The organism is Haloterrigena turkmenica DSM 5511 (genome assembly GCF_000025325.1).
Lineage (GTDB): Archaea > Halobacteriota > Halobacteria > Halobacteriales > Natrialbaceae > Haloterrigena > Haloterrigena turkmenica.
The window spans coordinates 2063795-2081996 of sequence record NC_013743.1; the positions used below are offsets into that span (position 1 = coordinate 2063795).

18 protein-coding genes are annotated in these 18202 nt (G+C 66.5%); 6 read left to right on the plus strand and 12 right to left on the minus strand.

What is annotated here, in order from left to right; translation table 11 throughout:
- Positions 1–171: 171 nt before the first annotated feature.
- Positions 172–408, plus strand: a complete 237-nt coding sequence (locus HTUR_RS09815) for a hypothetical protein (protein WP_012943166.1) — start codon at positions 172–174, stop codon at positions 406–408.
- Between the two features lie 54 nt (positions 409–462).
- Here the strand turns inward: HTUR_RS09815 and HTUR_RS09820 are convergent, their stop codons facing one another.
- The 3 genes from HTUR_RS09820 to HTUR_RS09835 form a co-directional block, all read right to left on the minus strand.
- Positions 463–1065 (minus strand): GNAT family N-acetyltransferase, encoded by a 603-nt coding sequence (locus HTUR_RS09820; RefSeq protein ID WP_012943167.1) that lies wholly within the window; start codon positions 1063–1065, stop codon positions 463–465.
- 730 nt (positions 1066–1795) lie between these two features.
- A complete protein-coding gene (locus HTUR_RS09830; protein WP_012943168.1) occupies positions 1796–2752 on the minus strand; it encodes a M48 family metallopeptidase in 957 nt (318 codons plus the stop codon).
- A gap of 189 nt (positions 2753–2941) precedes the next feature.
- Positions 2942–3874: a hypothetical protein gene (locus HTUR_RS09835; protein WP_012943169.1), complete on the minus strand. Its 933-nt coding sequence runs from the start codon at positions 3872–3874 to the stop codon at positions 2942–2944.
- 159 nt (positions 3875–4033) lie between these two features.
- Here HTUR_RS09835 and HTUR_RS09840 point away from each other — a divergent pair, with 159 nt between their 5' ends.
- On the plus strand, positions 4034–4354 hold the full coding sequence (locus HTUR_RS09840; RefSeq protein WP_012943170.1) for a hypothetical protein: 321 nt from the start codon (positions 4034–4036) through the stop codon (positions 4352–4354).
- Between the two features lie 102 nt (positions 4355–4456).
- Here HTUR_RS09840 and HTUR_RS09845 read toward each other — a convergent pair whose 3' ends face one another.
- From HTUR_RS09845 to HTUR_RS09855, 3 genes are all read right to left on the minus strand, one after another.
- On the minus strand, positions 4457–5125 hold the full coding sequence (locus HTUR_RS09845) for an HAD family hydrolase (RefSeq protein WP_012943171.1): 669 nt from the start codon (positions 5123–5125) through the stop codon (positions 4457–4459).
- Positions 5126–5670: 545 nt separating this feature from the next.
- Positions 5671–6198, minus strand: a complete 528-nt coding sequence (locus tag HTUR_RS09850; protein ID WP_012943172.1) for a YciE/YciF ferroxidase family protein — start codon at positions 6196–6198, stop codon at positions 5671–5673.
- A 157-nt stretch (positions 6199–6355) separates the two neighbouring features.
- On the minus strand, positions 6356–6958 hold the full coding sequence (locus HTUR_RS09855) for an NAD(P)/FAD-dependent oxidoreductase (protein ID WP_012943173.1): 603 nt from the start codon (positions 6956–6958) through the stop codon (positions 6356–6358).
- Positions 6959–7081: 123 nt separating this feature from the next.
- Here HTUR_RS09855 and HTUR_RS09860 point away from each other — a divergent pair, with 123 nt between their 5' ends.
- Complete coding sequence (locus tag HTUR_RS09860) at positions 7082–8431, plus strand: MmgE/PrpD family protein (RefSeq protein WP_012943174.1); 1350 nt, start codon at positions 7082–7084, stop codon at positions 8429–8431.
- Positions 8432–8561: 130 nt separating this feature from the next.
- A complete protein-coding gene (locus tag HTUR_RS09865) occupies positions 8562–9392 on the plus strand; it encodes a phosphosulfolactate synthase (protein WP_012943175.1) in 831 nt (276 codons plus the stop codon).
- Between the two features lie 24 nt (positions 9393–9416).
- Here HTUR_RS09865 and HTUR_RS09870 read toward each other — a convergent pair whose 3' ends face one another.
- From HTUR_RS09870 to HTUR_RS28440, 4 genes are all read right to left on the minus strand, one after another.
- Positions 9417–10817, minus strand: coding sequence for a uracil-xanthine permease family protein (locus HTUR_RS09870; protein WP_012943176.1), 1401 nt, complete (start codon positions 10815–10817; stop codon positions 9417–9419).
- A gap of 176 nt (positions 10818–10993) precedes the next feature.
- Positions 10994–11539: a hypoxanthine/guanine phosphoribosyltransferase gene (gene hpt, locus HTUR_RS09875; protein ID WP_012943177.1), complete on the minus strand. Its 546-nt coding sequence runs from the start codon at positions 11537–11539 to the stop codon at positions 10994–10996.
- Positions 11540–11612: 73 nt separating this feature from the next.
- Entirely contained in the window at positions 11613–12974 is a 1362-nt protein-coding gene (locus HTUR_RS09880) for a sodium:calcium antiporter (RefSeq protein ID WP_049941873.1), read from the minus strand.
- A gap of 28 nt (positions 12975–13002) precedes the next feature.
- Positions 13003–13125, minus strand: coding sequence for a hypothetical protein (locus HTUR_RS28440; protein ID WP_264183019.1), 123 nt, complete (start codon positions 13123–13125; stop codon positions 13003–13005).
- 214 nt (positions 13126–13339) lie between these two features.
- Here HTUR_RS28440 and HTUR_RS09885 point away from each other — a divergent pair, with 214 nt between their 5' ends.
- Complete coding sequence (locus tag HTUR_RS09885) at positions 13340–14914, plus strand: FAD-dependent oxidoreductase (RefSeq protein WP_012943179.1); 1575 nt, start codon at positions 13340–13342, stop codon at positions 14912–14914.
- Positions 14915–15110: 196 nt separating this feature from the next.
- Positions 15111–16538, plus strand: a complete 1428-nt coding sequence (locus HTUR_RS09890; protein ID WP_012943180.1) for a sodium-dependent transporter — start codon at positions 15111–15113, stop codon at positions 16536–16538.
- Between the two features lie 93 nt (positions 16539–16631).
- Here HTUR_RS09890 and HTUR_RS09895 read toward each other — a convergent pair whose 3' ends face one another.
- Positions 16632–17387, minus strand: a complete 756-nt coding sequence (locus HTUR_RS09895; protein WP_012943181.1) for a hypothetical protein — start codon at positions 17385–17387, stop codon at positions 16632–16634.
- Positions 17388–17525: 138 nt separating this feature from the next.
- On the minus strand, positions 17526–18122 hold the full coding sequence (locus HTUR_RS09900) for a DJ-1/PfpI family protein (protein ID WP_012943182.1): 597 nt from the start codon (positions 18120–18122) through the stop codon (positions 17526–17528).
- Positions 18123–18202 lie beyond the last annotated feature (80 nt).

Here is an 18202-nt window from a genome sequence, read left to right on the forward strand (position 1 = left end):
ACGGGCTGGGGCTTGAAGGTTCATGAAGGCGGCCAGTATCGTCTCGAGTCGCGACGGCGATTCGGCGAAATCGCCTCGAGTGGCGCGACTGTCGCCTCGCACACATCCGATTTCGTGACCGTCGCCTGTCCCGGCACGACCGTTTTTCAGCGATGCCGTGGTAGGGCCGCTATGGAGCCGCCGGTACCGACCACCGACGACCGGAACCGCCGTCGAGCGGCGCTGTACGTCGCCCCGTTTCTGGCGATCGGGCTGGCGAACCTCGTTCTGTTACTCGGATGGGGACTGGATCCGCTCTGGGGGTTCGCAATCTTGCCGCCGATCCTCGCCGTCTCCGCGATCGCGTGGGTCGCGTTCGCCCACGGCTTCGACAGGCAGCCACAGCAGTTGCACGATCGGCGCGACTGAGCCGTCGTCCGATTCTGGTCGAGACCGAGCGCGCTCGAGGACGGCGTCGCGGCGCTACCGCCCCGTATCGTACTTGTAGGTCGCCGATTCGGTGTCGATCCCGAAGTCCTCGGCCGACTCGTCGTTCGACACGTCCTCGCGGCCCTCGGGAGCGCGTTTGAACGCCTCACGGAGTCGGTCGGGCATCCGGAACTGATCGACGTCGATCGCGAGCGGCACGGCGTCCGGATCGACGCCCTCGCGCTTGTCCTCGAGTCGGTCCTGCAGAACCGCCGGCAGTTCCGACTCATCGATGCGTTCGAAGCCGAACTGGGCGAGATAGGCCCCCTCGCCGGTCAGTACGTAGACGGTGTCGAACCCTTCGTCGCCAGCGTACTCAACGAGCCGTTCGACGACGTGGGCGCCGACGCCCTGTTCGCGCCAGCCCTCGAGCACGCCGATACTGGTCAGTTCGCAGACGTCGTCCGCGCGCCCGCTGGCGCGATCGGAGTCGGTTTTGTGGATCCGGATCCGTCCGAAGCCGGCCTTTTCGCCCGACGCTTCGTCCACTGCGACGACGTAGTCGCGCGAGCGGAACGCCGTCTCGTCGAGCCCCATTGCCTCGATGTGATCGAGCAACCAGACCTCTTCCCTGTTTTTCGCGTCCCGCACGTACATGATTCGAGGTACGACCCGTGCAGCCAAAAGTATTTGCGGGTTCGCGGGCGGCCGATTCGGCCTCCCGTAGCGCGAACGGTATCGTTCGTCGCATCGATCGAACCCGTTCCTCTCCCCCTATGGATGGACAATCGAACCATTTTATCGATATATGGCCTAACATTGACCTATAGTTCTTCGATAAGGGTATCGGACTAGCTAAGAACTCTCGAATACATCAATATGTGGGAAACACTTATACTGTCGTGTGGTGATGGTTGGCACACAATGGTCGAATGTGAACGCTGCGGTGACGAGGTATCCCGTCTCTTCGAGCACCGAACCCGAACGGAGACCATGACTCATCGGCGAACCGAGCGCGTCTGTGCGAGCTGTCACCCGACGCTGCCGGCCAAACGAGCGCGAGCGGACGCGTGAGCGCGCGGTCACCGACGGCGGCACGCGCGTCAGTTCCTGCCCGACCTGTTCGGGAACGACGATCGACGACGGCGGCGTTCTCAGGTGCGTCGATTGCGGCTGGACCGGTGTGTGAACGGGCTGTCCCGTCCGATTCTGTCGAGTCCCTTCCTCGAGTCATCTCACCGGCCGCTCTTGTTCGCCGATAGTCACTCGTCGCCCGAAACGCGGTCTCGAACGGCTCGAGACGATCGTCGCTTCCGCTCTCTGATTCTACGCCTCCAACGGCCCTGCTACAGGATCGTTTTCGCGACTCCGGGCCGACTCGAGGCGCTTACTGAACCCGCTGCGGTCGGCCGTCCGACGAACCGGTCCGCGCCCGTTCGACCAACCGTTCGACCCGCTCACTCGTGTCGGGGTGCGTCGAGAACAGCCGCGTCCAGTCGTCCTCCTCGGTGTGGACGTACAGCGGCGAGAGCAGCCCTCGGCGCGGATCGGCCACGCGCTGGATCTTCCGGAGCGCGCGAGCGAGCGCGAGCGGGTTCCCGGTGACCGCGGCCGCGCGGTCGTCGGCGGCGTACTCCCGCCGGCGCGAGTGGGCGCGGACGGCGAGGGTCACCAGCAGGAACGCCAGCTGGACGCCGCGCTCGAGACGCCGGAGGAGGCGACCGAAGATCGTGTGCGGCCACGCACCCGGGCGGCCGCGCATCCACGCGATCGCTCGCGCGGCGCCGACGGTCGCCAGCAGGAGCGGCGAGACAAGCAAGAAGAGGAATCCGGCGACCGTCTGGAACACGCTCAGCGCCAGCGTCTGGACGAACGCGTCGTACCCCTCGAGGTGGGCCAGTTCGTGGGCGAGCAGTCCCTCGAGTTCGTCGACGGTCAGGAAGCGAAGCAGCGATCGGTCGAGGACGATCGCACCGCTGCGCGCCGAGCCGATGGCGAACGCGTTGGGCGCCGGGAGTTGAGCGACGTAGAGTGTCGGCGCGTCGACGCCCATCCGGTCCTCCAGACGGTCGAGGCGGGAGTAGAGTTTCGGGGCTCGCGACCGCGGGATTTCGACGGCCTCGAGCCGCGAGAGGACCGCTGACGTGCCGAACCGGTAGCTCAGGTAGCCGACCAGCAGTCCGGCTCCGACGACGACGAGCGTGGTCGTCGCGGGGTCGGGGGCCGCCCGCCAGAGGGCGGCGAGCGCCAGGTAGCCGATCCCGGCGACCCCGAGATACGTCAGGAGGAGCAGGCAGCCGATGGTGACCATCAGGAATCGGGTGCCCGTCGAGCGGGAACGCATGGCTGTCGGTCGGTAGGACCGGCTCTCGGAAACGGGTATCGGATTTCGCGGCCGTGATCGTCGGCGGCGGACGGTACCGAACGGGCGACCGCCCGCTGGCGCCGGGTCGGGTCAGTTCGGATCCGGTCCGGTTCGCTCGGATCAGCTCAGCTCAGACCGGGGTGGGTCGGGCACCGTCGGACCGGGAAACTACCCCGTCGTCAGCGCCTCCTCGAGACGGTCCTCGAGCGCCTCGAGGTCGTCGGCCAGCGCCTCGCCGTCGGCGTCCGCGAGTTCGTCGATGCGGTCGGCCAGCCCCTGCAGCCGCGAGTACTTCTCGTCCTCGTCGACGCCGATCTTCTGGACGTAGACGTCCTCCTCGGCGTCGAACACCGCGTCCTCCTCGAGGTCGGTCACCGAGAGGACGACGTCGAGTTTGTCCGGATCGACGCCGAGGACCCACTCGCGGGGGATCCCGCGCTCGTCGAGCGCGGCGAGGACGGTCTCGTCGTCCTTCGGACGGCGACGAGTGCGGGTCGTCCGCCGGACGGTCCCGAAGCGGCCGTGGAGCTCCTGGTCGGGGCCGAGTCGCTCGAGCAGTTCGTCCCGAGCCGTCGCGCGGACCCCGTCGGCGCCGCGCTGGACGTCCGAGGCCATGACGTAGTAGTCGGTCAGGGCGTCGGTATCGAGCGACTCGAGGGCGGCGTGATCGTCGACGTCCAGGTGTTCGACGAGGTGGGCCAACAGGAGGGCGTCGTCGTGGAGCCGCTCCGGCGGCGTTCGCGCGTCGGCCGCCGAGACGAGAAACGGGCTCTCGCCGCCCGTCGCGTCCTCGTCTCTGACGATTGCGTCATCCTCGACGGCATAGGAGTCAGAGAGCGTGAGGACCGTCGCGTAGGGTTCGACGCCCGGCTGCAGGTCGTCGACTGCCATCCCCCGGTCCTCGAGCTGGTCGTCGAAGACGCCGAACTGCTCGCGCCAGAGCGGGCGTTCCTCGGTGCTGTCCGCGAAGCGGACGACGATCCGGTCCTCGGCGGTGGTCTCGATTCGAAACGGCCGCTCGGACAGCGGCGTCAGGAGCTGCGAACCGGACTCGAGGGACGTACACTGCGATCGAAGGTCGGTCCAGTCGTCGTCGTTCATAGCGCTCGCTCCCACGCTCGAGCGCAAAAAGCGATGGCCGGAATCTGCGGCGAACTCGAGCGGTCACCCCGGTCGGATCGTGTTAAACTCCCGCATAGTGTATTGTTCCCTGACAGTTCGTGGGAAACCGTTACACACCTCCTCGGCGCACGGCCAGCTATGGACTGTCTCTTCTGTAACGCGGCGGTGCCGTTCACCCAACATAAAATGGCGTATCACATCTTTGAACTCGCCGACGTCGACAATCGGTGGCGGCTCTGTCGCGACTGTGCCGAGTTCCGGACGGCGGGCGAGGAGTACACGGGCGCCGGTCACCGGAGCACCGGCAGCCAGCACGGACCCGGGACCTGCGTCGACTGCGACGAGGACGCGGCGTACGGCGTCGCGCTGTTCAAGGAGACGCCCGCGGGCGATATCGTTCCCGGCGACAGCGTCTACCACGTCCTCTGCGAGGAGCACGTCGAGGAACGCCGGGCGTGACCGGAGTGACGTCGGCGGTGATCGGGCCGATAACGGCGGTGACCGGGCCGATAAGGGCAGCGGCTGGTCGACGATTGCAATTCGTCAGAAGCGAACGCTCGATTACTCGAGGGCCGCCGGTAACTGGGTGAGCGAGGCCAGCCGGTAGGTGGGAGCGGCGTCGGGCGACTCCGCCGTCCCCATCTCCATCTCGTCGTCCGCACGCGCGACCAGCGCCGAGTCGATGCCCGCGTTGTGGGCCGCCTGCACGTCCACCGGTCGATCGCCGACGTACAGCGCCGACTCGGCCTCGAGGGAGTCCATGGCACGTTCGATGTTGGTCGGATCGGGCTTGCGCCGGGCGAGGCCGTCGGGGGTGAGCGGACAGCCGTAGACGGTTTCGAACAGCGACCGGAGGCCGAAGCGATCGAGCAGTCGCGAGACCACGGTCGGGTGGTTGTCGCTGACGACCCCCAGCGGCGCCTCGAGCGATCGCACGGCGGCGACGTCGTCGTACATCGAACGTAGGCCGCGCTCGACGTCCGCGAGCTGGGTTCGGATCATTTCGCTGGCCGCCTGCGAGCAGAAGGTATCGGTGTCGACCTCGAGCCGTCGGCAGCGGTCGGCGATCGATTCGAAGTCGCCGCTCAGTATCTCCTGGACCGTCTCCGCGGCGGGATCCGAGCGGCCGAGCTGCTCGTAAGTCCGCGCGAGCGCGTCGTACATGCGCCGTGGCGAGGGGTTCTCGACCACGACGCCGTCGAAGTCGAACAGAACGGCGTCGTACTGCATTCTTGCAGGTTGTTATGCAGTCGAGACCAAAAAGATATATGTGTGAAAGTTACCCACGCCAGAGCGGCACGCTCCTCGAGTCACGGGGCTCACGGACGAGAAGTGGAGAAAATGCGGCGAATCCGAGAGCGGGGTCGGTTCCGACGCGAACCGCGAGTCGTCCCCGCTCCCGGTGAACTGACCGGTGAAAAGGTTGCATCGTTCGTTGCGTCTCGACGGAACCACGGAAACGGGCCGCGCGATAACGGGTCCGGAGCGACGATGGACGCCCGTTGCAATACGCCACGAAGGTGCGCGGCCCGCCGTCGAGTACGGTGCTCCCATCGGCCGTCGGACTTGCTATCGCCCGACTGTACCAGACATTGGGACTGCCACGATCATAAATCGTACGGGTGACATACTCATGCACGGGCGGTAGCGAGGCGATAGCGCCAAGTCTCAACGGACTGCTCACTGTCTGCGTTCCGAAGCGGATCGAAGAAAACGGACTCGAGACGGGTTCCGCGGTGACCGAGGCGAGTGACTCGGACGCGGCGACAACGAGGTTATGACGGTGTTAGCCGGTCCCACAGCGACTTCATGTCCGAGGCCGTCTCCATCGCGGACAGTTCGCGGTAGGTCGACTCCTCCTCGTCGTGGTTGGACTTGAGGGGTTTCTTGATCTCGTTGTCGTACCCGATCTTGTTCGCCATCGTCGTGAGGCCCTCATAGGACGTCATCTCGATGCGCTCGGTCATCATCGCGGCGTTCAGATAGGCCATGTTGAGCATGTCGTCGTCCTCGATGGCGTCCTCGAGGGTCGCCCGCTCCTGCTCGAGCGCGTCGAGGACGGGATTCTCCCGTCGCTCCGCCGGCCGGTCGAGAGCCGCGAAGACCTCCTCCAGGCGCTGGACGTGCGTCCGGGTCTCGTCGCGGTGGTCCGCGAAGCCCTCGCTCATCCGATCGTTGCTCGCGTTGATCGCCATCTCGTCTAACGCCTCGACGAGTTCCTGCTCGGTGTAGTACATCTGGGCGAGTTTGTGGTGGAACAGTTCCTCGAGGTCGTCGATGTGGTCGACACTAGTTGTTCCCATACGTGAACGGGCGTCGAGGATTCGCTTAGTCGTAGGGCCCGAACACGCAGGCCTCGTTCCGTCGCCATCTCGAGTTCCGAAATAACCCCCCTCACGGCTGGTATCGGCCGATCAGTTCAACGGAGGAACTGCCGCGCGTCGCTCGCTCCGACGCGAGTCACGGCACGTCGTCCGGGACGTCGAAGTCGTGGAAGTGCTCGCCCTTCTCCTTACTGAGGATGTCCAGCGCCGCCGAGGCGCCGTCGCCCGCGGCGATGACGGCCTGCCACTCCTCGTCCCGGACCATCGCACCCGTCGCATACAGGTCGTCGACGCTCGTCTCCGTGTCCAGGTCGACGGCGACGGTGCCGTCCTCGTCGAAGTCGACCTCGAGATCCTCGGCCATCGATCGGTCGGCGCCCGTCGCGAGGACGACGTAGTCGGCTTCGTAGGTGTCCGCCTCGTCGACGGCTTCGCCGTCTGCTCGTTGCGTCTCCGACGCAACGCTGGTCTCGACGCTGAAGCCGTCGCCGTCGGGGTCGACGTCGGTCACTTCCTCGCCGACGCGGACGTCGGCGCCGCGGTCGCTGACCTGCCCGCGGGTCAGTTCCATGAACTCGCTGCCGCTGATGCTTCGGATGCCGGGATAGTTGAACAGATGGGCCTTGTGCATCCAGGTCTCGTCGGTGTCGAAGACGACGGTCTCGAGGTCGTTCTTCGCGGTGAACAGCGCTGCGCTCAGACCGGCGGGACCGCCGCCGACGATTACGACGTCTGGCATGGTCGGAACGACGATGAACGACGGGATAAAAATTCTTACAGAGTACCTGACTGTGTCGAATTCCGTACGTTCGCCGCTTCGTACCGGCCAAAACGTTTGCCGATACCGGTGGAAGCGCTCCCCATGACGACACTCGAACTCGCGGAGTTCGTCCAGGCAACCGACTACGAGGACCTCTCGCCCGACGTTCGCGACGCGCTCAAACGCCGCGTGCTCGACTCGGTCGGCATCGCCGTCGCCGCGGAGGTCGCCGATCCGACGCAGGTGGTGTTCGAGACCGTCCGGGACCTCGAGACGGACGGAGCGTGCACGCTCTGGGGACGGGACGGCGACGGCGCCTCGCCGGTGCAGGCGGCGATGCACAACACGGCGCTGACCCGCTACCTGGACTACATGGACTCGTTTCTCGCGCCCAACGAGACGCCCCATCCGAGCGACAACGTCGGCGCCGTCGTCGCCGCGGGGGAGTACGCCGACCGGTCGGGCGAGGACCTGCTCGCGGGGCTGGCCGTCGCCTACGAGATCCAGGGGGAACTCGCGTGGAACGCACCCGTTCGCGACCGGGGGTTCGACCACGTCACCCACACCGTCGTCTCGGCGGCCGCCGGCGCGTCGAAGCTCCTCGGCCTCGATCTCGAGGAGACCCGGAACGCCATCGGCATCGCGGGGACGGCCCACAACGCCCTGCGGGTGACCCGGACGGGCGGGATCAACGAGTGGAAGGGGATCGCGTCGGCGAACGCCGCGCGGAACGCCGTCTATTCCGCGATGCTCGCGAAAAACGGGATGGAAGGACCGCGGGACCTCTTCGAAGGCCAGAAGGGGTGGCAGGACGTGATCTCGGGGGCGTTCGACGTCGATCTGACGCCCGGCGAGCGCGTTCACGACGCAATGACCAAACGCTACGTCGCGGAGACGTACGCCCAGTCGGCCGTCGAGGGTGTGATCGAACTCGCCGAGCGGGAGGACCTCGACCCGGACGACATCGCGGGGGTCAAACTCGAGACGTTCGCCGGCGCGAAGCTCATCATCGGCGGCGGCGAGGGGAACCGGTACGAGATCGATAACCGGGCGCAGGCCGACCACTCGCTGCCGTACATGCTCGCGGCGGCGCTGATCGACCGTGACCTCTCGCTCGAGCAGTACGAACCCGATCGCATTCGGCGCGAGGACGTCCAGGAACTGCTTCGAATCGTCGACGTGAGCGAGGACTCCGAACTCACCGAGCGCTTCGAAAACGGCGAGATGCCGGCCGTCATCGACGTCACGACGGACGACGGCACCACCTACCGGATCGAGAAGGAGGCGTTTCACGGCCACCCGCTCGACCCGATCGGCTGGGAGGGGCTCGAGGCGAAGTTCGACGCTATCGCGGGCGAGCACCTCGAGGACGACCGCCGCGACGAACTCGTCGAGACGATCAGGACCCTCGAGGACCAGGACGTGGCCGATCTGACGGCGCTGTTGGAGTAGCGCGCCGCCGACTCGGTCCGCGTCGTCGACTCGATCCGCGCCGTGGACGGGGATCCCCGGCGGCCCGCCGTCGCGCCGAGCCGGGGGACCCTGTCAGCTTGAAGTCGCTGCTCGTGGTTCGACGCTCCGTATGTCCGACCGCGCGTTCGACTTCCTGCACGTCAACGACCGCGAGGAAAAGCCCCGAACGAACGGCATCACCGAAATTCGCGGGCCGTACTACGATCCCATGGGCCCGCGAGAGCTGCGTGACATCCTCGAGACGATGGGCGCGTACGTCGACATCTACAAGTTCTCGGGCGGTTCGTTCGCGCTGATGCCCGAAGACGCCGTGCGGGAACTGATCGAGGTCTGTCACGACCACGACGTGCTGGTCTCGACGGGCGGTTTCATCGAACACGTGCTGATCCGAGACTACGAACAGGTCGACCGCTACGTCGAGGAGGCCGCCGACATCGGCTTCGACATCGTCGAGGTCTCGAGCGGGTTCCTCGCGATCGACGTCGACGACATGGTCGCGCTCACGGAACTCGTTCAGGACCACGGCCTGAAGGCCAAACCGGAGATCAACGTCCAGTTCGGCGCCGGGGGCGCCTCGAGCGTCGAGGAACTCGAGTCCGAGACGACGATCGATCCGACGAGCGCCATCGAGGAGGGGCGGCGCCACCTCGAGGCCGGCGCGTACAAGATCATGGTCGAGTCGGAGGGGATCACCGAGCAGGTCCGCGACTGGCGGACCGACGTGGCGTTCAAGATCGCCGACGGCCTCGGCGTCGAGAACTGCGTCTTCGAGGCCGCCGATCCCGAGGTCTTCGAGTGGTACATCAAGCAGTTCGGCCCGAAGGTGAATCTCTTCGTCGACAACTCCCAGATCGTCGAACTCGAGTGTATGCGGTCGGGGCTGTGGGGCAAGAAGTCATCGTGGGGCCGAATCGCGAGCTACGAGCGCGATGGCGAGTGACCGAGCGGTGTCAGAGCGGGGCGGTCAGTCGTCAGTGGGGTCGACCGTCGCGGATTCGGTCTCCCCGACGCCCGCCTCGGGAACGGCGTCGAACAGCGGGCTCGAGGGGCCGGGGACGAACGTGTTGAGCGCGAGCCCCGACAGCGCGGTCACGATGACCGGCTGGCCGAAGAACAGCTCGGCGCGGCTCGGCAGCCCCGCGAGGGCATCGGGCGTCGTCGCGACGCCCAGTCCGAGGCCGATCGAGGTGGCGACGATGACCGTGTTCCGGCGATCGAGATCCACGTGCGTGACGATCAGCCGGAACCCGCTCGCGGCGACCATCCCGGCCATCAGCAGGACGGCGCCGCCGAAGACCGCGCTGGGGATCGTCGTGACGGCGGCGCCCACTTTGGGGCTCAGACCGAGGACGGCGAGGAAGACGCCGCCGATGCCGACGACGTGGCGGCTCATCACGCCGGTGAAGTTGACGATGCCGACGTTCTGGGAGAACGAGGTGATCGGGAACGCGCCGAAGATCGAACCGATCGAACTCAGCAGCCCGTCGTTGAACAGGCCGCCGCGGAACTCCTCGTCGGTCGGATTGCGGCCTTCGGCGGCCGTGACGCCGGACATGTCGCCGACGGTCTCCATCGACGAGACGAGAAAGAGGACGGCGAACGTGGCGATCGCAATCGGCTCGAACTCGAAGCCGAAGCGGGTGGGCGAGGGCAGCTCGATCCACGCGGCCTCGCCGACGGCCGAAAAGGTGACGAGCTCGAGGCCCGTCGCGACCGTGAGGGCGATGGCGGCCGCGTAGCCGACGACGATCGCGACCAGCACGGACAGCAGTCGCGTGACGCCGCGCGTGAACATGTTGAGACCGACGGCGATCGCCAGCACGAGCGCGGCGAGTCCGATGTGGTGGAGGGCGCCGAAGTCAGACGCGCCGACCCCGCCGGCGGCGTAGTCCATCGCGACGGGGATCAGGTAGAGCCCGATGATGACGACGACGAGGCCGGTCACCAGCGGCGGGAAGAAGGGTTTGATGCGTTTGAACTGCCAGCCGATCAGGCCCTCGACGACGAAGCCGGTGACGAGAATCGCGCCGAAGACGGCAGCCATCCCGAAGCTGGCGCCGATATCGATCGTCGCGCCGACGAAGGTGAAACTCGAGCCCATGACGATCGGCAGCCGAGCGCCGACCGGGCCGACGGTGTAGGCCTGGACCATCGTTGCCAGCCCGGAAAACAGCAGGACCATCTGGACGAGATAGGCCGCGTCTGCCTCGAGACCGACCCCGTTCGCGACGACGTAGGCCACCGCCGTCGCCGGCACGATCATCACCGCGACGTGTTGCAAGCCCAGCAGGATCGATTTCGGTAACGGCGGTTTGTCGTCGACGCCGTACTCGATCTGAATGCCCCCATCAGTTTCGTTCGACATACTATACCCACCCCGTTGCGAATCGATGTACAAAAACTCTCGTATATGCGCCCATCGAGCGGTCGATTAGGGGTTAATCTACCCACAATCGTGCATAGAAATGCGATATCAGCGACGCGGAACCGCCGCTACCCACTGCTCTCGTGGGACGAACGACGGACACGAACGAGCGCCGATCAGTGGACGGTCACATCGCCGTCCTCGACGGTGATGTCGAGGAGGCTCGTGGCATCGAACTTCGTGTCGTCGAGCGCGGAGTCGCCGACCTTCCGAAGCACGACCACGATGTCGACGATCTCGGCGCCGATGTCGTCCAGCGCGGTGCAGATGGCCGCCAGCGTCCCGCCGGTCGACAGCATGTCGTCGACGATCAGAACGCGGTCGCCCTCCTCGACGTCGTTGATGTACATCTCCGACTCGGAGTAGCCCGTCTGCTGGTGGAGCGACACCTCGCCCTCGAGGCCGTAGGGTCGCTTGCGGATCACGACCAGCGGAATGTCGGTCTGCAGGGAGAGGGCGGTCGCGAGGTGGATCCCCATCGCCTCCGGGGCGACGATCTTGTCGACGTCCAGGTCGGCCGTCTGCATGACCTCGACGACGACCTCGCGCAACAGGTCGGGGTCGAGCATCGGGACGCCGTTGCTGATCGGGTGGACGAGGTACTCGTAGCCGTCCTTGTCGATGATCGGGGCGTCGGAAAGCGATTCGATGAGCTTCTCCATACCGCCGATTGGGGGAATCGGTGCAAAAACGGATCGTTCTCCGGTTCGGTCTGCAGCGGTCGGCCCGCAGAGTTCAGTCGTCGGCCTGTTGCGGGCGCTCTTCGCCCCCGAACGCGCTGGTTATCGTCCCGACGCTCCGCTCGAGGAGCAGCCGGAACTCATCGCGTCGGCGGACGAACAGCACCAGGCCGAGGACGATGTAGACGGCGCTGTAGATCAGTAACATTTCGTAGGTCGTGATCGGAAGCGCGACGACCTCGCGAATGACGGCGAACTCGAGCAGGACCTGCGAGACGAACAGCACCAGCAGTGTGACCGCCTCGCGGGCGGTGATCTCGAGGTCGATCAGGAGGGCGAGCGCGAAGAACGACTGGGCGGCCGTGAGCCAGATCTCGCCCGACTGTTTCTGGTCGAAGGGCAACGCCCCGTATTGACCCAGCGCGAGCGAGTAGACGACGACGAGCGTCCCGATGAGCAGCGTCCACTGGTTGAGCTTCGACGAGATGAGGGCGTTGAAGCCGGCCGTCGACCGCGCCTTGTTCACCAGGTAGGCGACCACGATGAGTTCCGGCGACTCCGAGGCCAGCGGCGCGATCCACTGGATCATGAAGAACGGCGGGATGCCGGCTTCGGTCCCGAGGTCCTCGAGGCCGTGGGCGAACGGTTCGACGGCGACGAAAATGACGAACCCGGAGTAGACGAACAGCAGGACGACGCTGGCGATCCGCTTGGGTCTCGAGAGCGCCTGAAGCGCGGCCGGCACGCCGGTGTGGACGTCCTCGGGCTCGATGTCGCCGCGGATCACGATCCCGATGTACGCGACGTAGAGGCCGACCAGAACGAGCATGTCGAAGATGTCGATCCCGCCGTTCAGCGGCACCAAAAACGCCCACAGCGTCGCGAGCAGGAGGAAGACGATCTCGAGGCTGATGTCCGGGTCGATCGAGACCGCGTCCCGCAGGAATCCCGCGCGGTCCGTTACGGCGGGATCGACGTCCGACTCGCGACGGAACATGGTAAACAGCGCGATGCCGGACCAACCCAACCCGATGAGGATGCGGTTCGCGCCGGTCATGTTCGCGACGGCGAGGTTCCCGGCCTCGATGCCGCGCTCGGTCCCCGCGAACTGGCCGGCGTTCCAGGCGTAGAGGGCGTCGACCGCGTACTCCGGCGCGACCGCCAGCACCGCGAGGATCGCGATCGCGAACGCGCTCGGGACGTCCTTCTCGGCGGTCTCGGCGGCCCACGCGAGCAGGAACGCGGCTCCGAGGATCGAGACGCCGCTGATCGCGACGGTCGCGAGCGTCGGCGGGTGCGCGAACAGCGCCGGATCGTATCCGACGGCGGGGAGACCGACGGTCAGCATCCAGACGACGACCCACGGCACCGTCAGGGCGACAGCCACCGCGATCGTTCCCAGCAGTCGCCTCTTCACGGCGAACGCCCCCGCGCGACGTCCCATCTCAGCGGACCGCCTCGGCCAGCGATCGGACCGGAACCAGCGTCGGCTCCGTCTCTGCCGCGACGCGTCGGCCGCCCCATCGGGCCGGACGCGAGTAGCCCACCCGGAGTCCGTCCTCGATCACTGGTGTGTCGGCTCTGTCGCTGCTGCTCGCACATAGATACACTCTGATCCACGAGTGAGTAATACCTGCCGCCTGCTACTCCGCGCTCGAGCCCGCGACCGAACGCGAGCGACCGTCGCGAAGAGAGCCACCGTTCCGACTGCGAGGCGAGCGTGCGTTATCACCCCACACCCCTTTTGTCCCGAGTGTCGATAGCACGAGCCGTTGATACCCCATGTCGAATGATTTCGACCCCGAATCTGCGTCCCCGCGCCCGGAATCGCTGTGGCTTGCCACGACGCCGACCACCGACTACGACCCGCTCGAGGGCGACCTCGAGGTGGACGTCGCCGTCGTCGGCGGCGGCATCACCGGGCTGACCGCCGCGATCGAGTTACAGGAGGCCGGAAAGACGGTCGCGGTCCTCGAGTCGGACCGCATCGTCGAGAGCACGACCGGCCACACGACGGCTAAACTGACCTCCCAACACGGGCTGATCTACGATACGCTCGTCTCCAAATTCGGACGGAAGCGGGCCGGACAGTACGCCCGGGCGAACGAGGCGGCGATCGACGCCGTCGAGCGCCGCGTCGAGGAACACGATATCGACTGCGACTTTCGGCGGACGCCGGCCTACACGTACGCGGCGTCGTCCGACGACGTCTCGAAGGTCAGCGAGGAAGTGGAGACGGCCCAGCGGCTCGGGCTCCCGGCCGAGTACGTCGAAGAGACGCCCCTCCCGTTCGAGACCGACGGGGCAGTTCGGTTCGACGAGCAGGCGGAGTTCCACCCGCGGAAGTACCTGCTCGCGATCGCCGAGCAGATCCACGAGGATGACGGTGACAGCGCCGTCTTCGAGGAGACTCGCGCGGTCGATGTCGATCCCGGCGAGCCCTGTCGCGTCGAGACCGAACGCGGCGCGGTCGTCGCCGACGACGTCGTCGTTGCCACGCACTTCCCCGTTTTCGATCGGGTCGGCTACTTCTCGCGGATGCACCCCCACCGGGCCTACCTGTTGGCGGTCCGCGTCGACGAGGAGCCGCCCGAGGGGATGTACTACAACACGGCGTCGCCGCCGGCCACGATTCGAACGCAGCCGGCCGAACCGGCGGACGACACCGACGAACCAGAGGAACTCGTTCTCGTCGGCGGCCAGAGCCACAAGCCGAGCGTCAGCGGGCCACCGACCTCCGAGCGGTATCGCCGCTGCGAGCAGTTTGCCCGCGAGCACTTCAGCGTCGAATCGATCGAGTACCGGTGGTCGACGATGGACTACTCGCCGGTCGACAAGGTACCCTTCATCGGGCAGATCGATCCGCTGGCCGAGCACGTCTACGTCGGCACCGGATTCAACGGCTGGGGGATGTCCGGCGGCACCGCCGCGGGGATGATCCTCGCCGACCTGATCGTCGACGGCGCGAACCCCTGGGCCGACGTGTTCGACCCCCAGCGGTTCACCCCGAAGGCGTCGGCCAAGAGCTTCCTCGAGGAGAACGCGAAAGTCGGCGGCAGTTTCGTCGGCGACCGCATCAAGTCCTTCCTCGCCTCGCTGGGCGCCGACGGGAGCGATATTCCCGACCCCGGCGAGGGCGGGATCGTTCGCCGGACCGGCCGCCCGATGGGCGTCTACCGCGACGAGGGGGGCTCGGTCCACGCCGTCTCCGCGGTCTGTCCGCACATGGGCTGTCTCGTCCGGTGGAACGACGCCGAGCGGACGTGGGACTGCCCCTGTCACGGCTCGCGGTTCACCCACGAGGGGGACGTGCTCTCCGGGCCCGCGCTCGAGGGACTGCCGTACCGGAAGCTGTGAATTCCGCGGCGTGAAGTCCACAGAAGAGATCAATCTTGAAACAGTCCCTGAACACCGCCCGTCGGTAAGGGATATCCGTCGAAATCGACGCTGTGCGGCCGTCACGGCGAACGCCCGGTTCCGATAAACTGGTGCGATTATTCACACTACGTCAACGATAATCCTTATGCGCGCCGAGTTGGTTCGCTGAGACAGCATGGCACGTGAGAGTTGGGCGAGTCGCGCCGGATTCATTCTGGCCGCGGTCGGAAGCGCAATCGGATTGGGGAACATCTGGCGGTTCCCGTGGATGACCGCGGAGAACGGCGGAAGCGCCTTTCTACTGTTGTATCTACTTATCGTCCTCGTCGTCGGAGTGCCGGGATTGCTGGCCGCGTTCGTGATCGGTCGGCGGTCGAATCGGAACCCGGTCGGGGCGTTCAAATCGCTCGCCGGATCGCGCTTCTGGACGGCGTTGGGCGCGCTCTGCGTCGTCACCTCGATTCTGCTGATGTCGTTCTACAGCGTCGTCGGAGGGTGGATCCTTCGGTACTTCCTCGAGAGCGCGACGGGCGCCTATTTCGCGGCTCCCGAGACCCACTTCGCGGCGATCAGCTACGGTGCCGAAGCGTTCGGCTACCAACTCGCCGTCCTCGCGGCCACGTCGTTGATCGTCGCCGCGGGGATCAGACGCGGTATCGAGGCGACGACGAAGGTGATGATGCCCGGCGTCGTCGTGTTGCTCATCGGACTCGCGATCTGGGCGGCCCGACAGCCCGGCGCTGCCCAGGGATACGAGTTCTACCTCGGGTTCGACGGCGCCTACCTCGCTGAGAACTTCCTCTCGGTGCTGGCGTCGGCCGCCGGCCAGGCGCTGTTTACCCTCTCGATCGGCAGCGGAACGATGATCACCTACGCCTCCTACGTCGACGACGACCGCTCGCTACCCCTCGACGCCTCGGCCATCGCCGTATTCAATCTCGGCATCGGCATCCTGGCCGGACTCGTGGTCTTCCCACTGCTGTTCTCGTTCGCGCCGGGACCGACCGAGGGCGGCCCCGGCGCCCTGTTCGTCGGGATCGCCGGCGCGTTCGCGAACCTACCCGGCGGGCGACTCCTCGGCGCGGTCTTCTTCCTCGTCGTTCTCCTCGCAGCCTTAACGAGTCTGATCAGCATGCTCGAGATCCCGGTCTCGTTTCTGGTCGACGAGTTCGACCTCGAGCGGTCGACGGCGACCTGGGGGCTATTCGCGCTGGTCGCAGTTACCGGCGGCGTGAACGCGTTCAGCCCCGCGGTGTTCACGCTGTTCGCGGACCAACTCGTCGATCTCCTCTTGGTGCTCGGCCTGACCGGGTTCATGGTGTACACGGCCTGGGTGCTCGGTCCGGCCGCGATCGAGGAGTACCTCGAAGGCGCGGGACCGATCTCGAGCCCGCTGGTGATCCCGTGGCGGTACGCCATCGGGACCGTCTTCCCGGCGTTCCTCCTCTTTACGTTCTACGCCGATGTCGCGGCCTTGACCGGGCTCTCAACGGGAACTGGGCCGTTGTTGGTCGCGACGCTGCTAACGGTGCTAGTGCTCGTCTTCGTGGCCCGCCGTTCCGTCTCCGAAAACCGACCGGAACCGAGCGAGAGCGCGGACTGACGATCTGTCGATCACGTCAGTTCCCTAAACGGTCGTTCGAACGCGACCCTTTTGCGCGGAGCGATCCACCACACGCTACTCGAGGAAAACGAGTCAGAGTCCGACGTCGCCGAGATCGATCCGCGTCGGTTCGGGTACAGTCCCGTCGCCACTTGAGTCCGAGACGGCGTACGCGCCGCGCTCGACCGCCGTCTCGTCGGTATCGCCGGTGAGGACGATGGCCCCGTCTGCCAGCAGCGGCGCGAGCACGCCCGCCGCGACGGCTCGGGGGTCGGAGAGCGGCGCCCGAACGACTACGCGGTCGCCCGCCTCGAGTCCGTAGTCGTCGACGACTTCGCGAGCGGCCTCGAGGACGTCGGCGTGACTCGCCGTCCGGTCGCCGTCGGTCAGCAGCGCGGTCTCGGGGTCGATAGAAAGCGGCGGGAACGAGGGGTTCTCGCTCCAGAGGCCGGCGTCGAAGTGGTGGACGTCGGGCTCGTCGGGTTTCGCGCCGTAGCCGACGCGCTGGGCGCCCGGCGGCAGGTCGTAGACGTCGGACTCGAGGTCTCGAACCGGCGCCACGAGCGCCCGAAAGTCCTCGGCGTCGGCGAGGTCTGCGGGCGGATCAAAGCGGGTGGTCCCCTCGAGCAGCGCCGTTCCGAAGAAGGCCAGCAGCGGGAGCGGGGCCTCCCCGACGACGCCGACGGTGACGCCCTCGCGAACGCCCGCGTGTCGCAGGAAGTTTCCGGCCTTCCACGCGGTCGTACACAGCCAGTGGTGGTCGAACTCCCGTCCGGTCGCGTCGACCAGCGACGTGTGCTCGTCCCGGAGTTCGCGCGTCAGCAGGTCGTCGACTGTCGCGGCGGTCATACTACTACCTCGCGAGTCGGTCGAAAAAAGCGCGCCGACTCGAGTCGGCGAGCGACCGTCAACGGCCGTCGTACGACGGGACCGTCGCTCGTGCGCGCCGAGCCGTCGTCAGTCTGCGCTCGCGAGTACAAGACGTCGTCAGTCGTCCGCGGCGGCCGGCGCGGCGTCCGCGTGATCGATCTCGGTGCCGAGCACGTCGAGGAATTCAGCGAGCCAGTCGGGGTGGTCCGGCCAGGCCTGTCCCGTCACGAGGTTGCCGTCGCGCGTGACGCCATCTTCCCACTCGCCGCCGGCGATCGTCACGTCGACCTCGAGCGCCGGATAGCCGGTGCAGGTCCGTCCCTCGAGGACGTCCGCGGCGGCGAGGAGCTGGACGCCGTGACAGAGCGACGCGACGGGTTTCTCCGCCTCGAAGAAGTGCCGGACGATCTCGATGATCTCGTCGTAGGTTCGGAGGTATTCGGGTGCGCGGCCGCCGGGGACGACCAGCGCGTCGTACTCTGACGGATCGACGGCGTCGAAGTCGTGGTTCAGCTCGAAGTTGTGGCCCGGCTTCTCGGTGTAGGTCTGGTCGCCCTCGAAGTCGTGGATCGCCGTCGGACAGGTATCGCCGCTCTCCTTCTCGGGACAGACGGCGTGGACCTCGTGGCCGACCATCTGGAGCGCCTGGAACGGGACCATTACCTCGTAGTCCTCGACGAAGTCGCCCGCGAGGAGCAGAATCTGTTGTGACATGGGTATCCCCACGTGTTCGTTCGGCGACAGTCGCCATAGCTGTGTCGGGTGTTCCCGTGACCCGTACGGGCGGCGACGCT

Excerpts from the sequence above, each read along its gene's own strand:
- HTUR_RS09835 (WP_012943169.1), bottom strand. The coding sequence starts at position 3,874 with ATGAACGACGACGACTGGACCGACCTTCGATCGCAGTGTACGTCCCTC.
- HTUR_RS09840 (WP_012943170.1), top strand. The coding sequence starts at position 4,034 with ATGGACTGTCTCTTCTGTAACGCGGCGGTGCCGTTCACCCAACATAAA.
- HTUR_RS09830 (WP_012943168.1), bottom strand. The coding sequence starts at position 2,752 with ATGCGTTCCCGCTCGACGGGCACCCGATTCCTGATGGTCACCATCGGC.
- HTUR_RS09900 (WP_012943182.1), bottom strand. The coding sequence starts at position 18,122 with ATGTCACAACAGATTCTGCTCCTCGCGGGCGACTTCGTCGAGGACTAC.
- HTUR_RS09885 (WP_012943179.1), top strand. The coding sequence starts at position 13,340 with ATGTCGAATGATTTCGACCCCGAATCTGCGTCCCCGCGCCCGGAATCG.
- HTUR_RS09845 (WP_012943171.1), bottom strand. The coding sequence starts at position 5,125 with ATGCAGTACGACGCCGTTCTGTTCGACTTCGACGGCGTCGTGGTCGAG.
- HTUR_RS09860 (WP_012943174.1), top strand. The coding sequence starts at position 7,082 with ATGACGACACTCGAACTCGCGGAGTTCGTCCAGGCAACCGACTACGAG.
- HTUR_RS09850 (WP_012943172.1), bottom strand. The coding sequence starts at position 6,198 with ATGGGAACAACTAGTGTCGACCACATCGACGACCTCGAGGAACTGTTC.
- HTUR_RS09870 (WP_012943176.1), bottom strand. The coding sequence starts at position 10,817 with ATGTCGAACGAAACTGATGGGGGCATTCAGATCGAGTACGGCGTCGAC.
- HTUR_RS09815 (WP_012943166.1), top strand. The coding sequence starts at position 172 with ATGGAGCCGCCGGTACCGACCACCGACGACCGGAACCGCCGTCGAGCG.
- HTUR_RS09895 (WP_012943181.1), bottom strand. The coding sequence starts at position 17,387 with ATGACCGCCGCGACAGTCGACGACCTGCTGACGCGCGAACTCCGGGAC.
- hpt (WP_012943177.1), bottom strand. The coding sequence starts at position 11,539 with ATGGAGAAGCTCATCGAATCGCTTTCCGACGCCCCGATCATCGACAAG.
- HTUR_RS09865 (WP_012943175.1), top strand. The coding sequence starts at position 8,562 with ATGTCCGACCGCGCGTTCGACTTCCTGCACGTCAACGACCGCGAGGAA.
- HTUR_RS09820 (WP_012943167.1), bottom strand. The coding sequence starts at position 1,065 with ATGTACGTGCGGGACGCGAAAAACAGGGAAGAGGTCTGGTTGCTCGAT.
- HTUR_RS09890 (WP_012943180.1), top strand. The coding sequence starts at position 15,111 with ATGGCACGTGAGAGTTGGGCGAGTCGCGCCGGATTCATTCTGGCCGCG.
- HTUR_RS09855 (WP_012943173.1), bottom strand. The coding sequence starts at position 6,958 with ATGCCAGACGTCGTAATCGTCGGCGGCGGTCCCGCCGGTCTGAGCGCA.